Genomic DNA, 14,078 nt, shown 5'->3' on the forward strand with positions numbered 1-14,078 from the left:
TTGTCAATCTTATTGTTCGATTAACGGAAATAACGGGGAGCGGCGATGGCGTCCAAGAGCGTAGTGATCGAGGTCAAGGAGATCACCCTGGCGATCGAACTGATCGAACTGGGCGCGCGGCTGCAATTGCTCGAAGCCGAGACGAACCTGTCGCGCGATCGCCTGATCAAGCTCTACAAGGAGCTGAAGGGCGTTTCGCCGCCGAAGGGGATGCTGCCGTTCTCGACCGACTGGTTCATGACGTGGCAGCCGAACATTCATTCTTCGCTGTTCTATAACATCTACCGTTTCATGCGCGAGCACGGCGGCTGCGAGTCGATCCAGGCGATCGTCAAGGCATACCGGCTGTACCTCGAGCACGTCGGTATGTCGGACGACGAAGCGGCGCTGAGCCTCACGCGCGCCTGGACGCTCGTGCGTTTCTTCGATTCCGGCATGCTGCAGATGACACCGTGCACCCGCTGTGGCGGACACTTTGTCGCGCACGCGCACGATCCGCATCACGGCTACGTGTGCGGTCTCTGCCAGCCGCCGTCGCGCGCGGGCAAGACCCGCAAGGCCGCCGCGTTGGCCGGCCGGGCCGCCATCGCCGCATAAGTCGACAAACCGCATAAGCCGCGGGCGAGCGAGCGTTCGCTCCGGCTGTCGAGCCGCGCCGTCCGTCGGGCGGCGCGCCGTTTTCCCCATCTGCTGGTTTACACCGGCGGGCCTCTCCGGGGCGGTTCTCAAAGTTTTCGTTCCGACTGCCGTAAACCACTTAACGGCGGCCTCCCGGCCGCGCATTCGTGAGGGACAGGCAGTGCTGATTTTCGTGGGAACTCTCGTGACGTTGTTGTCCGTGTTCGGCGGCTACGCGCTGGCGGGCGGACACCTGGGCGCGCTCGTTCAGCCGGTCGAGATCTTGATGATCGTCGGCGCGGGCGTCGGCGCGTTCATCCTCGGCAACGGCATCAAGACGATCAAGGCGACGCTGCGCGTGCTGCCCTCGCTGTTCAAGGGCTCGAAGTACAACAAGGACATCTACATGGAGCTGATGGCGCTCCTGTACGTGTTGCTCGCGAAGGCGCGCAAGGAAGGCACGCTCACGCTCGAGGCGGACATCGACGACCCCGAGAAGAGCCCGATCTTCACCCAGTATCCGAAGATCCTCGCCGACAAGCACATCGTCGAATTCCTGACCGACTACCTGCGCTTGATGGTGGGTGGCAACATGAACGCGTTCGAGATCGAAAGCCTGATGGACGAGGAGATCGAGACGCACCACGCGGAAGGCGAAGGCCCCGCGCACGCGCTGATGCGCGTTGGCGACGCGATGCCGGCGTTCGGGATCGTCGCCGCGGTGATGGGCGTCGTCCACACGATGGCGTCCGCCGACAAGCCGCCCGCGGTGCTGGGCGCGATGATCGCGCAGGCGCTCGTCGGCACGTTCCTCGGCATTTTGCTGTCGTACGGCCTGATCGGCCCGCTGTCGAGCCTCGCGGAGCAGCGCGTCGCCGAGTCGACCAAGATGTTCCAGTGCATCAAAGTGACGATCCTCGCGAGCCTGAACGGCTACGCACCCGCGATCGCGGTCGAGTTCGGCCGCAAGGTGCTGTTCTCGACCGAGCGCCCGTCGTTCGCCGAGCTCGAAGAGCACGTGCGCCGCGTGAAAGCGAAGTGAGCGCGAGGGCCCCGACATGAGCAAAGGCAAGGATCAGGCGATCATCGTCAAGCGGGTGAACCAGCAGAAGAAGGGGCACCACGGCGGTGCATGGAAGCTCGCGTACGCGGACTTCATGACCGCGATGATGGCGTTCTTCCTGTTGATGTGGCTGCTCTCCGCTGTGACGCCCGTGCAGTTGAAGGGGATTGCCGAGTACTTCAACACGCCGCTCAAGGCTGCGATTTTCGGCAGCGGCGACCGCAGCGCCGACGATTCGAGCATCGTCAAGGGCGGCGGCCGCGACATTTCGAGCATCGAAGCCGGCGCGACGCGCCGCACCGACGGTTCGACCAGTCTCGCCGACCGCATCGCGAAGAAGAGCGAGGACGAAGCGCTCGCGCAGGCGCAAGGCTCGCTCGAGCGCCGCGAGCAGGTGCGGCTGCACGACCTGCAGGTGAAGCTGATGGCGGCGATCGAGGCGAACCCGACGCTGCGCCAGTTCAAGCAGCAGATCCGCATCGATTCGACGCTGATGGGGCTGCGCATCGAGATCGTCGATACACAGAAGCGGCCGATGTTCGCGATGTCGAGCGACGCCGTCGAGCCGTACATGCGCGACATCCTTCGCGAGATCGGCAAGACGCTCAACGACGTGCCGAATCGCATCGTCGTCCAGGGCCACACCGACGCCGTGCCGTACGCGGGCGGCGAGAAGGGCTACAGCAACTGGGAACTGTCCGCCGATCGCGCGAACGCGTCGCGCCGCGAGCTGATCGCGGGCGGCATGGACGAGGCGAAGGTGCTGCGCGTGCTCGGCCTCGCGTCGACGCAGAACCTGAACAAGGCGGATCCGCTCGATCCGGAGAACCGCCGGATCAGCATCATCGTGCTGAACCGCAAATCCGAGCTCGCGCTGATGCGCGACGACGCGACGACGACGACGCTGTCGTCCGACGCGGCCGGCTCGGCACGTCTCGCGCAGCAGATCACGCCGCCCGGCGCGGCCGCCGCGCCCGCTTCGCCGGGCGCCTCGAGCCCCGCCGCACAGAAACCCTGACGCTTTCGAGACACGCATTCGAGACACGACATGATTCGAACCATTCTCGCCATCGACGATTCCGCCACGATGCGCACGCTGTTGCACGCGACGCTCGGCGAAGCGGGCTACGACGTGACCGTCGCCTCGGACGGCGAGGCCGGACTCGAGGTTGCATTGGCCGCGACGTTCGACCTGGTGCTGACCGATCACTACATGCCGAAGAAGAACGGCCTCGAGGTGATCGCGGCGCTGCGCGGGCAGCCCGCTTACGAGGCGACGCCGATTCTCGTCCTCACGACCGAGAACGGCGATGCGTTCAAGGACGCGGCGCGCGCCGCGGGCGCGACCGGCTGGATCGAAAAGCCGCTCGACCCGGACGCGCTGCTCGAGCTCGTCGCGGCGCTTGCGTCGTCGTCGAGCCTTTCGTGATGAACACGACGTTTTTATGCGGTGAACCGGCATGACTCTCGATATCACACAGTTCTATCAGACGTTCTTCGACGAAGCCGACGAGCTGCTCGCGCAGATGGAGCAGCTCCTGCTGAACCTGGACGTCGCCTCGCCCGATCCCGAGGATCTGGCCGCGATCTTCCGCGCCGCGCATTCGATCAAGGGCGGCGCCGCGACGTTCGGCTTCACCGCGCTCACGGAGACGACGCACATCCTCGAATCGCTGCTCGATCGCGCGCGCAACCACGAACTGACACTGACGAAGGAGATGGTCGATGCGTTCCTCGAGACAAAGGACGTGCTGTCCGACCAGCTCGCCGACTACCGCGCGAGCGCCGAGCCCGACGCGGCCGCGGCCGCCGCGATCTGCGGGAAGCTCGAACGGCTGAAAGCGTCGGCGAGCGGCGCGCAGGCAGCGCCTGCCGCAGCGGCGGCACCGGCCGCAGCTCAACCGGCTGCGCCCGCTCCAGCCGCCGCGTCTGCCGCACCCGCCGCGCCGACGGCAGACCTCTTCGGCGTGCCCGAGCACGTCGTCGAGCAGGCAGTCGAGGCCGCGCATCCGGCGCCCGGCGCGCCCGACGCCGCAGGCGGCGACGGCCCGCATCTGAAGATCACGCTGACGGGCGTCGGCGACAAGGACCAGGAACTGCTGACCGAGGAGCTCGGCAATCTCGGGCAGATCGTCGGCCGCGTGAAGGCGGGCGACGCGCTCACGCTGTGGCTCGAAACCGACGTGCCGTCGGACGACATCATCGCCGTGTGCTGCTTCGTGATCGACGAAAGCCAGATCGCGATCGGTCGCGGCACCGCGCCGGGCACCGGAGCGGCGCAGTCCGAGGCGGCCGCCGCGACGCAGGCGGCGTCGCAGTCGTACGAAGCCGAACGCGAGCCTGAGCTCGCCGAAGCCGCGGCGGAACCGGCCACGGCCCGGCCGGCGGCGCCCGCCGCCGAAGCGAAGCCGGCTGCGCAACCCGCCGCGCCGAGTGCGCCCGTCGCGGCCGCCGCCGCGCCGGCGGCCGCGGCTCCCGCCGCACAAAGCGCGGCGCAAGCCGCCGCGCAGCATCACGACGACCGCAAGCCGCGCCCGGTCGCCGCCGCGAGCGCGGAGGGCAGCTCGATCCGCGTGGGCGTCGAGAAGGTCGACCAGTTGATCAACCTCGTCGGCGAGCTCGTGATCACGCAGGCGATGCTCGCGGAGACGACGAGCGCGTTCGATCCGGCGCTGCACGACCGCCTGTACAACGGCATGGCGCAGCTCGAGCGCAACGCGCGCGATTTGCAGGAAGCGGTGATGTCGATCCGGATGATGCCGATGGACTATGTGTTCAGCCGCTTCCCGCGGCTCGTGCGCGACCTTGCTGGCAAGCTCGGCAAGCAGGTCGAGCTCGTCACGTTCGGCCAGGCAACCGAGCTCGACAAGAGCCTCATCGAGCGGATCATCGATCCGCTCACCCACCTCGTGCGCAACAGCCTCGACCACGGGATCGAAACCGTCGAGGCGCGCCGCGCGGCGGGCAAGGATGCGGTCGGCCAGCTCGTGCTGTCGGCCGCGCATCACGGCGGCAACATCGTGATCGAGGTCAGTGACGACGGCGCGGGCCTGAACCGCGACAGGATCCTCGCGAAGGCCGCGAAGCAGGGGATGCAGATCTCCGAGAACATCAGCGACGACGAGGTGTGGAACCTCATCTTCGCGCCGGGCTTCTCGACGGCCGAAGTCGTGACCGACGTGTCCGGCCGCGGCGTCGGGATGGACGTCGTCAAGCGCAACATCCAGTCGATGGGCGGGCACGTCGAGATCTCGTCGCAGGCCGGCCGTGGCACGACGACGCGGATCGTGCTGCCGCTCACGCTCGCCATTCTCGACGGGATGTCGGTGAAGGTCGGCAGCGAGATCTTCATCCTGCCGCTCAACTTCGTGATGGAGTCGCTGCAGCCGTCGGCCGAAGACATCTACACGATCGGCAACGGCGAGCGCGTCGTGCGCGTGCGCGGCGAATATCTGCCGCTCGTCGCGCTGCACGAGGTGTTCTCGGTCGACGACGCGCGCACCGATCCGACGCAGGGCATCGTCACGATCATGCAGACGGAAGGCCGCCGCTTCGCGATGCTGATCGACGAACTGGTGGGCCAGCAGCAGGTGGTCGTCAAGAACCTCGAGACGAACTACCGCAAGGTGTACGGCATTTCCGCCGCGACGATTCTCGGCGACGGCAGCGTCGCGCTGATCGTCGACGTCGCGGCGCTCAATCGCGAAACCCGCTCGACGCACGGCGCGCACGCGAGCGCCGCGCTCGCCGCGTCCTAACTTACGTCATCCATCGACCTGGGGGCTAATGTGTCCGAAGTCCAAACGAACAATTCGGCCGCCGCGAACGCGGCCAACCGCCGCGACGCCGAGCAGGGCGACGCGGCGGGCCAGGAGTTTCTCGTCTTCACGCTCGGCGACGAGGAATACGGCATCGATATTCTCAAGGTGCAGGAAATCCGCGGTTACGACAGCGTCACGCGGATCGCGAACGCGCCCGAGTTCATCAAGGGCGTGATCAACCTGCGCGGGATCATCGTGCCCATCGTCGACATGCGGATCAAGTTCCATCTCGGCCGCGTCGACTACGACCATCAGACGGTCGTGATCATCCTGAACGTCGCGCACCGCGTCGTCGGGATGGTCGTCGACGGCGTGTCCGACGTGCTCACGCTGTCCACCGAGCAGATCATGCCGGCGCCGGAGTTCGGCGGCGTGCTGACGACCGAATACCTGACGGGTCTCGGCACGGTCGACGGCCGGATGCTGATCCTGATGGACATCGAGAAGCTGATGACGAGCAAGGAGATGGCGCTGATCGACACGCTCGGCGCGTGAACGGGCGCGCCGCGCTGTCGCACGCGACGCACGCAACGGAACTACGGGGGAGCTGACGATGCTGCACAACTGGTCGATCCGCACGACGCTGACGGCCGTCGGATTAATGCTGGTGCTCGTCGCCGCGCTGGTCGGCGGGCTCGGGCTGTACGCGCTCAATCACGCGAGCCGCTCGCTCGACGCGATCGCGCACGGCGATCTGCCGACGATCCACACGCTCGACGACGCGTCGTCGTACCTGCTGCGCTCGCGCGTCGCGCTCGACCGTTTCAAGACGCTGTCCGAGGCCGGCAACGCCGACGAGGCGCAGAAGGTGCTGTCGCGCGCGCAGGAGCTGTACGCGAAGTCGGCGCAGAACTGGCAGACGTATCTCGCGGCATCGAAGGAAGGCATCGACCAGGCGCTCACGGACGCGCTCGCCGCGCGCTACGCGACGCTGACGAAGGAAGGCGTCGAGCCGGAATTCGCGGCCGCGCATGCGGGCGACCTCGCCGCGTATCACGCGATCGCCGACACGAAGATCAGCCCGATGTTCGTCGCATACGACAGCGCGGCGTCCGCGGTGGTCGCCGCGTATTCGAAGCGCGCGGAATCGCGCTTCGACGCGACGCAGGCGCGCATTTCGCTGATGATTGCGTTGATCGCGGCGGGCATCGTCATCGCGTTCCTGATGGTGATCGGCATTCGCTTCGCGCTGCGTGGGCTCATCGTGCAGCCGCTCAACGTCGCGATCGCGCAGTTCGAGCGGATCTCGGCGGGCGACCTCACGCAAGCGTCGCAGGGCGCGGGCAAGAACGAAATCGGCCGGCTGTTCCACGGCATCGGCCGGATGCAGGCGGCCGTCGCCGACATGGTGAAGGCCGTGCATCGCGGCGCGGCGGCGGTCGACGCCGGCGCGCGCGAGATCTCGAGCGGCAACGCCGATCTGTCGGCGCGCACCGAATCGCAGGCGGCGTCGCTGCAGGAAACCGCGTCGAGCATGGAGCAGCTCACGGGCACGGTGCGCCAGAACGCGGAGAACGCGCGGCAGGCGAGCCAGCTCGCGGTCAACGCTTCCGACATCGCGACGCAAGGCGGCGAGGTCGTCGGCCGGGTCGTCACGACGATGCAGGACATCGCGGCGAGCTCGACGAAGGTCGCCGACATCATCGGCACGATCGAAGGCATCGCATTCCAGACCAACATCCTCGCGCTGAACGCGGCCGTCGAAGCGGCGCGCGCGGGCGAGCAGGGCCGAGGCTTCGCGGTCGTCGCGGGCGAGGTGCGCTCGCTCGCGCAGCGCAGCGCGACGGCCGCCAAGGAAATCAAGCAGTTGATCGGCGACTCCGCGCACAAGGTGCAAAGCGGCTCGGCGCTCGTCGAGCGCGCGGGCACGACGATGGCCGAGATCGTTCAGGCGGTGCGCCGCGTGACGGACATCATGGGCGAGATCAGCGCGGCGTCCGAAGAGCAGTCGACGGGTATCGTCCAGGTGAATCGCGCGGTCAGCCAGATGGACGCCGTCACGCAGCAGAACGCGGCGCTCGTCGAAGAGGCGGCCGCCGCTGCCGCGTCGCTCGAAGAGCAGACGCGGCAGATGACGCAGGTCGTGTCGGTCTGGCGGGTCGAAGGCGGGATCGCGTCCGCCGCGGCGCCGTCCGGCGCGGCTTCGTCGGGTGCGAAGGCGCATGCGAACGCGGGGTCGCCGAGCGAGCCGTCGGCTGCTTCGACGACGTCACGCGCGCCCGCTGCCGGCAAGCCTGCGACCACCGGCGCGTCCGGATCGTCGTCGGCTTCGGCCGCCGCGGCGCCGGCTGCCGCACTCGGCGCCCGCGCGGCGCATGGCACTGCGCCGCAGCCCGCGAAGAAGCCCGCCGACGCGCCGAAGTCGGCCGCGTCCCCGGCGTCTTCCGCCTATGCGCCGAAGCTCGCGAAGCCGGGCGCAGCCGCGCATCCGTCGCCAAGCAAGGCCGGCGCGGCCGCCGCGCCGCAAGCTGCCGCCGCTTCCGCGTCCTCCTTCGCGCTCAAGCGCCCGGTGCTGTCGGGCGAGTCGAAGCCCGCGGCCGCCTCGGCGTCCTCCGACGACGACTGGGAAACCTTTTGAGCCATGATGCCCGCACGCGCCGCCTCTCGTCTCGACGCACTCGAACCGCAAGAACGGTCGGGCGACGCTGCGCGGGACTTCGAATTCACGTCCGCCGACTTCACGAAGATCCGCGCGCTGATCCATCGGCGCGCGGGCATCTCGCTGTCCGAGCACAAGCGCGACATGGCATACAGCCGCCTTGCGCGGCGCCTGCGCGCGCGCGGACTCAACCGTTTCTGCGACTACCTCGAGCTGCTCGAGCGTGAAAACGACCCGGCCGAATGGGAAGCGTTCACGAACTCGCTGACGACGAACCTGACTGCGTTCTTCCGCGAGTCGCATCACTTCCCGATCCTCGCCGAATTCGTCAAGCGCCGCGAACAGCCGGTATCGGTGTGGTGCTCGGCGGCGTCGACGGGCGAAGAGCCGTATTCGATCGCGATGACGCTCGTCGAGGCGCTCGGCGATTCGGCCGCGCGCTCGGCGACCGTGCTCGCGACCGACCTCGACACGCAGGTGCTCGCGAAGGCGGAAGCTGGCGTCTATGCGTTCGAGCAGGTGAAGCACCTGTCGCCCGAGCGGCTCAAGCGCTTCTTCCTGAAAGGCACGGGTACGCAGGCGGGCCGCGTGAAGGTGCGCCCCGAGCTGCGCGCGATGATCCGCTTCGCGCAGCTCAACTTGACGGACGCCGACTACGGCTTCACGAAGCCGTTCGACGCGATCTTCTGCCGCAACGTGATGATCTACTTCGACAAGCCGACGCAGTCGCAGGTGCTCGCGCGCTTCGAGCCGCTGATGAAGCCGGGCGGCCTGTTGTTCGCCGGCCATTCGGAGAACTTCACGTACGTGACGCAGGCGTTCCATCTGCGCGGGCAGACGGTCTACGAGCTGACGCGCGACGGGTATTCCGCCGCGCCGCGCGTGCGTTCGCGCATCGGCGCGGCCGCGGCCGAGGAGGAACTCCGATGAGCGGGCTGCCGATCGCGACCAATCATTATTTCGACGCGCACTTCCACCGCCGCGGCGTGAAGCTGCTGCCGAACGAGTTCTACACGACGCGCGAGGACATGGTGCTCGTCACCGTGCTCGGCTCGTGCGTCGCCGCGTGCCTGCACGATCCGATCGCGCGGATCGGCGGGATGAACCACTTCATGCTGCCGGACGACGGCGCGGACCCGTCCGCCGCCGCGTCCGAATCGATGCGCTACGGCGCGTACGCGATGGAAGTGCTGATCAACGAGCTCATCAAGGCGGGCGGCCGCCGCGAGCGCTTCGAAGCGAAGGTGTTCGGCGGGGCGGCCGTGCTCGCCGGGATGACGACGATCAACATCGGCGATCGCAACGCCGATTTCGCGCGCCGCTATCTCGCGCTCGAGCGCATCCGCATCACCGCCGAGGATCTGCAGGGCGTGCATCCGCGCAAGGTCGCGTTCATGCCGCACACGGGGCAGGCGATGGTGAAGAAGTTGCGCGTGCAGGCGCCCGACGTCGCCGAGCGGGAAGCCGCGCTCGCGCGCGAGGCGCGGGGCGAGCGCGCCGCCCGTCCGCGCCCGCGCGTCGAGCTGTTCGGGACGCCCGCGCCCAAGGCGGATGCGAAGCCCCGCATCGAATTGTTCGGTACGCGGGCCGCGTCGCAGCCCGCCACAAGAAAGCAGGAGGCTTGAACGCTGTGCAGAAGAAAATCAAAGTGCTGTGTGTCGACGATTCGGCGCTGATCCGCAGCTTGATGACCGAAATCATCAACAGCCAGCCCGACATGGAGGTGTGCGCGACGGCGCCCGATCCGCTCGTCGCGCGCGAGCTGATCAAGCAGCACAACCCGGACGTGCTGACGCTCGACGTCGAAATGCCGCGGATGGACGGCCTCGACTTCCTCGAGAAGCTGATGCGCCTGCGGCCGATGCCGGTCGTGATGGTGTCGTCGCTGACCGAGCGCGGCTCGGAAATCACGCTGCGCGCGCTCGAGCTCGGCGCGGTCGACTTCGTCACGAAGCCGCGCGTCGGGATTCGCGACGGGATGCTCGAATACTCGGAAAGGCTGGCCGACAAGGTGCGCGCCGCGTCGCGCGCGCGCGTGCGGCAGAATCCGCAGCCGCACGCGGCCGCCGCCGCGCCCGGCCACGCCGGCGCCGCCGCGCCGCTCATCAACAATCCGCTCGTCAGTACCGAGAAGCTGATCATCGTCGGTGCGTCGACGGGCGGCACCGAGGCGATCCGCGAGGTGCTGACGCCGCTGCCGCCCGACGCGCCCGCCGTCCTGATCGCGCAGCACATGCCGCCCGGCTTCACGCGCTCGTTCGCGCAGCGCCTGAACGGACTGTGCCGGATCTCGGTGAAGGAGGCGGAGCACGGCGAGCGCGTGCTGCCGGGCCACGCGTACATCGCGCCCGGCCACGCGCACCTGCTGCTCGCGCGAAGCGGCGCGAACTACATCGCGCATCTGTCGGACGATCCGCCCGTCAACCGCCATCGCCCGTCGGTCGACGTGCTGTTCCGCTCGGCCGCGCAGCACGCGGGCAAGAACGCGCTCGGCGTGATCCTGACCGGGATGGGCCGCGACGGCGCGGCCGGGCTGCTTGAAATGAAAAAGGCGGGCGCGTATACGTTCGCCCAGGACGAGGCGAGCTGCGTCGTGTTCGGGATGCCGCGCGAGGCGATCGCGATGGGCGGCGTCGACGACGTCGCGCCCCTTTCCGACATGAGTCGCCGTATCATGGCGCGCCTTGCGTCGATGGGCGACCGCGTGCAGCGCGTGTAACCCTAGGCGCGACCGTTACAGGACACGAATCAGGAAAGGAACAGAGATGATGGACAAGAGCATGAAGATTTTGGTGGTGGACGATTTTCCGACGATGCGTCGGATCGTCCGCAACTTGTTGAAAGAGCTGGGCTATTCGAACGTCGACGAGGCGGAGGACGGCCTCGCCGGGCTTGCGCGGCTGCGCGGCGGCGGCTACGACTTCGTGATCTCCGACTGGAACATGCCGAACCTCGACGGCCTCGCGATGCTGAAGGAGATCCGCGCGGACGCGTCGCTGTCGCATCTGCCGGTGCTGATGGTGACGGCCGAGTCGAAGAAGGAGAACATCATCGCGGCCGCGCAGGCGGGCGCGAGCGGCTATGTCGTGAAGCCCTTTACGGCGGCGACCCTCGACGAGAAGCTCAACAAGATTCTGGAAAAGATGGCGAAAGCGGGGAGCTGACGTGAACGAGCCGATCAATGCGGCGCTTGCCGGCGCGAGTGCCGACGAACGCCTTGCCGACGCCGCCGATCTGGCGAGCGACCGTATTCTCGCGCGCATCGGCCAACTGACGCGCACGCTGCGCGACTCGATGCGCGAGCTGGGACTCGACAAGCACGTCGAGAAGGCAGCGGAAGCCGTGCCGGATGCGCGCGATCGGCTGCGCTACGTCGTCGCGATGACCGAGCAGGCGGCCGAGCGCGTGCTGACCGCGATCGAGATCGCGAAGCCCGTGCAGGTGCGCCTGCAGGAAGAGGCCGCGGCGCTCGACGCGCGCTGGGCGAAGTGGTACGAATCGCCGATCGAGCGCGCGGAAGTGCGCGTCCTGATGGACGACACGCGTGCGTTCCTGCGCGCGTTGCCGGAGGCGACGGGCGCGACCAACGCGCAATTGCTCGAGATCATGCTCGCGCAGGACTTCCAGGATCTGACGGGCCAGGTGATCAAGAAGATCATGGATATGGTCTATCTGATCGAGCAGCAACTGCTGACCGTGCTGGTCGAAAACATCGCGCCCGAACGGCGCGAGCAGTTCGCCGCAACGGCCGCCGCGCTCGCCGCCGAGCAGGCGGGCGGCGCGATCACGCCGGAATCGCTGCTGAATGGGCCGCAAATCAACCCGGAAGGGAAGGCGGATGTCGTGCAGGATCAGGCGCAAGTCGACGATCTGCTGGCGAGCCTCGGCTTTTGAGTCGATTTGTTTTGCAGTATTTAAGAGATCGTCAAGATTAATGCCAATAGGCTCCTGACATAAGAGACAGGCATACTACGCTCCTGGTTTGCGGGCTCTCGATGGCTTTCTTTTCGCTTTCGATTGTCGATAATGAGCGGTGCGTGAACCGGCAGACGTCACGCCGCCCGAGATGCAGAGCCTGAATTCGAGGAGGAATGGAGTGAGATCGAGTCGATTTCGCCGGATCGCCGCGACGGCGGCCGGCTTCATGTGCGCGTGGCTTGCCGCGCCCGTCCACGCGGGCCTCGGCGGCGCGCCGATGACACCGCCCGCCGCGGATACCGCCGCGACGGTGCGTTCGATGCAGCGCAGCATCCATGCGGCGGGCGGCGCATCGACGGCCGCCGTCGGCTACACAGTGCGGGAAACCACGCTCGGCTCGGGCACTGTCGTGCGCGAGTACGTCTCGACGGCAGGCACCGTGTTCGCGTTGTCGTGGCGAGGCCCCGTCGCGCCGGATCTCTCTGATCTGCTCGGCAGCTATTTCCCGCAATACGAGGCGGGCGTGAAGGCGTCCCACGCCGCACGCGGGCCGCGCGCGCCGGCCGCGATCGACACGAGCGGGCTCGTCGTCCACACGGGCGGCCACATGGGCTCGTACTCCGGTCAGGCGTGGCTGCCGCAGGCGCTGCCTGCCGGCTTCTCCAGCAACGACGTCCAGTGATCGCGACGGGAGGGGACAGATCTTGCGCTTCCAATACACTCTGACTCGCTGGCTCGGCGCGCTGAGCCTCGCCGCGGCCACGGTCGCACTCGTCGCCGCTTGCGGCGGCGGGGGCGACGGCGGCTCGAACGCGTCCGTCAACACCGGTTCCGGCGGCGGCAGCACGTCCGCGGGCGGTGGTTCGGGCGGCTCGTCCGGCACGCCGCTCGCGTCGAACCAGGCGGCGATCACCGTCAGCACGGGCGTCGCGACCGTCGTCAACATGCCGACCGTCAGCGTGACGATCTGCGCGCCCGGCACGTCGACGTGCCAGACGATCGACAACGTGCTCGTCGACACTGCGTCGTACGGGCTGCGGATCGTCAACACCGCCGCGTCGAACGTGCTCGGCAGCCTGCCCGTGTCGAGCGTGAGCGGCGGCGCGCTCGTCGAGTGCGGCAAGTTCGTGACGAGCTACACATGGGGCACCGTGCGCACCGCCGACGTGAAGATCGCCGGCGAACAGGCGAGCTCGCTGCCGGTCCAGATCATCGGCGACCTCGGCACGTCCGGCGTGCCGACGTCGTGCTCGAACGGCAATTCGCCGTCGAACACGGCCGCCGACCTCGGCGCGAACGGCATCCTCGGGATCGGGCCCGCGCCGTACGACTGCGGCGCGAACTGCGTGACGTCGACGCTCTACAGCAACTACTATGCGTGCCCGAACGGCAACTCGAGCTGCCAGGTCACGACGGTGCCGCTCGCGCAGCAGGTCGCGAATCCGGTGCCGCGCTTTCCGGCCGACAACAACGGCGTGGTCGTCGCGATGAATCCGCCGTCAGGCGGCAGTGCGACCGGCACGCTGACGTTCGGCATCAACACGCAGGCGAACAACGCGCTGCCGGCGGGCGTGACCAAGCTCACGTCGACGACGGCGGGCGACCTGACGGGCACGTTGCTCGGCCGCGCGATCAGTACGGCGTTCTTCGACACCGGATCGAACGCGTACTTCTTCGACACGGGCGGCAGTACGGCCGTCACGCTGCCCGTTTGCAGCAACAACTCGTCGTTCTACTGCCCATCGACCACGCAGTCGACGACGGCCACCGTCATCGGCCTGAACGGCGCGCAGGCGTCGCCGTCGATCTCGATCGCCAACGCGAACTCGCTGTTCTCGTCGTACAAGTCCGCGGTGCCGAACCTGGGCGGTCCGTTCGGCGACACACGGATGCTCGACTTCGGCCTGCCGCACTTCTTCGGCAAGACGCTGTACTTCGGGGTGGACCAGAGCGGCAGCGGCGGGCCGGCCCCATATATCGCATTCTGACGCAACGGGCGGCGCGCGCCGGCATCCGGGGCTCCGGGCGCCGGCGCGCCGCACACTGACGACAAAGGGCG

14 protein-coding genes are annotated in these 14,078 nt (G+C 67.9%); all 14 read left to right on the forward strand.

Translation table 11 applies throughout. The features are described from left to right. Positions 1-45 precede the first annotated feature (45 nt). The 14 genes from flhC to WS70_RS01220 all read left to right on the forward strand — a co-directional run bounded on the left by flhC (position 46) and on the right by WS70_RS01220 (position 14,007). Complete coding sequence (gene flhC, locus WS70_RS01155) at positions 46-597, forward strand: flagellar transcriptional regulator FlhC (RefSeq protein ID WP_059473819.1); 552 nt, start codon at positions 46-48, stop codon at positions 595-597. Between the two features lie 202 nt (positions 598-799). Continuing rightward, positions 800-1,660, forward strand: coding sequence for a flagellar motor stator protein MotA (motA, locus tag WS70_RS01160; protein WP_059473818.1), 861 nt, complete (start codon positions 800-802; stop codon positions 1,658-1,660). 16 nt (positions 1,661-1,676) lie between these two features. Beyond that, positions 1,677-2,699 carry a flagellar motor protein MotB gene (motB, locus tag WS70_RS01165; protein ID WP_059473817.1) on the forward strand — a complete coding sequence of 341 codons (1,023 nt, stop codon included), beginning with the start codon at positions 1,677-1,679 and terminating at the stop codon, positions 2,697-2,699. A 30-nt stretch (positions 2,700-2,729) separates the two neighbouring features. Next, positions 2,730-3,110 carry a response regulator gene (locus tag WS70_RS01170; RefSeq protein ID WP_059473816.1) on the forward strand — a complete coding sequence of 127 codons (381 nt, stop codon included), beginning with the start codon at positions 2,730-2,732 and terminating at the stop codon, positions 3,108-3,110. 31 nt (positions 3,111-3,141) lie between these two features. Next, positions 3,142-5,439, forward strand: a complete 2,298-nt coding sequence (gene cheA, locus WS70_RS01175) for a chemotaxis protein CheA (RefSeq protein ID WP_059597566.1) — start codon at positions 3,142-3,144, stop codon at positions 5,437-5,439. A 30-nt stretch (positions 5,440-5,469) separates the two neighbouring features. Beyond that, a complete protein-coding gene (gene cheW / locus WS70_RS01180) occupies positions 5,470-5,997 on the forward strand; it encodes a chemotaxis protein CheW (protein ID WP_059473814.1) in 528 nt (175 codons plus the stop codon). A 58-nt stretch (positions 5,998-6,055) separates the two neighbouring features. Beyond that, positions 6,056-8,080, forward strand: coding sequence for a methyl-accepting chemotaxis protein (locus WS70_RS01185; RefSeq protein ID WP_059597565.1), 2,025 nt, complete (start codon positions 6,056-6,058; stop codon positions 8,078-8,080). A gap of 3 nt (positions 8,081-8,083) precedes the next feature. Then, a complete protein-coding gene (locus WS70_RS01190; RefSeq protein ID WP_059473812.1) occupies positions 8,084-9,031 on the forward strand; it encodes a CheR family methyltransferase in 948 nt (315 codons plus the stop codon). Beyond that, entirely contained in the window at positions 9,028-9,726 is a 699-nt protein-coding gene (gene cheD / locus WS70_RS01195; RefSeq protein WP_059473811.1) for a chemoreceptor glutamine deamidase CheD, read from the forward strand. The genes WS70_RS01190 and cheD overlap by 4 nt, the downstream gene beginning before the upstream one ends. Positions 9,727-9,731: 5 nt before the next feature. Next, complete coding sequence (locus WS70_RS01200) at positions 9,732-10,820, forward strand: protein-glutamate methylesterase/protein-glutamine glutaminase (RefSeq protein WP_059473847.1); 1,089 nt, start codon at positions 9,732-9,734, stop codon at positions 10,818-10,820. 49 nt (positions 10,821-10,869) lie between these two features. Further along, complete coding sequence (cheY, locus tag WS70_RS01205; RefSeq protein ID WP_059473810.1) at positions 10,870-11,265, forward strand: chemotaxis response regulator CheY; 396 nt, start codon at positions 10,870-10,872, stop codon at positions 11,263-11,265. Position 11,266: 1 nt separating this feature from the next. Then, on the forward strand, positions 11,267-11,995 hold the full coding sequence (gene cheZ / locus WS70_RS01210; protein ID WP_059473809.1) for a protein phosphatase CheZ: 729 nt from the start codon (positions 11,267-11,269) through the stop codon (positions 11,993-11,995). 202 nt (positions 11,996-12,197) lie between these two features. Then, on the forward strand, positions 12,198-12,701 hold the full coding sequence (locus WS70_RS01215) for a DUF2844 domain-containing protein (protein WP_059473808.1): 504 nt from the start codon (positions 12,198-12,200) through the stop codon (positions 12,699-12,701). A 22-nt stretch (positions 12,702-12,723) separates the two neighbouring features. Beyond that, complete coding sequence (locus WS70_RS01220) at positions 12,724-14,007, forward strand: DUF3443 domain-containing protein (protein WP_059597564.1); 1,284 nt, start codon at positions 12,724-12,726, stop codon at positions 14,005-14,007. Positions 14,008-14,078: the final 71 nt, after the last annotated feature.

The sequence above is a fragment of the Burkholderia mayonis genome, assembly GCF_001523745.2.
GTDB classification, from domain to species: Bacteria; Pseudomonadota; Gammaproteobacteria; order Burkholderiales; family Burkholderiaceae; genus Burkholderia; species Burkholderia mayonis.

Bases quoted from the DNA above. Each gene is read 5' to 3' on its own strand.
- flhC (WP_059473819.1), top strand. From the start codon at position 46: ATGGCGTCCAAGAGCGTAGTGATCGAGGTCAAGGAGATCACCCTGGCG.
- motB (WP_059473817.1), top strand. From the start codon at position 1,677: ATGAGCAAAGGCAAGGATCAGGCGATCATCGTCAAGCGGGTGAACCAG.
- WS70_RS01170 (WP_059473816.1), top strand. From the start codon at position 2,730: ATGATTCGAACCATTCTCGCCATCGACGATTCCGCCACGATGCGCACG.
- cheA (WP_059597566.1), top strand. From the start codon at position 3,142: ATGACTCTCGATATCACACAGTTCTATCAGACGTTCTTCGACGAAGCC.
- WS70_RS01185 (WP_059597565.1), top strand. From the start codon at position 6,056: ATGCTGCACAACTGGTCGATCCGCACGACGCTGACGGCCGTCGGATTA.
- WS70_RS01190 (WP_059473812.1), top strand. From the start codon at position 8,084: ATGATGCCCGCACGCGCCGCCTCTCGTCTCGACGCACTCGAACCGCAA.
- cheD (WP_059473811.1), top strand. From the start codon at position 9,028: ATGAGCGGGCTGCCGATCGCGACCAATCATTATTTCGACGCGCACTTC.
- cheY (WP_059473810.1), top strand. From the start codon at position 10,870: ATGGACAAGAGCATGAAGATTTTGGTGGTGGACGATTTTCCGACGATG.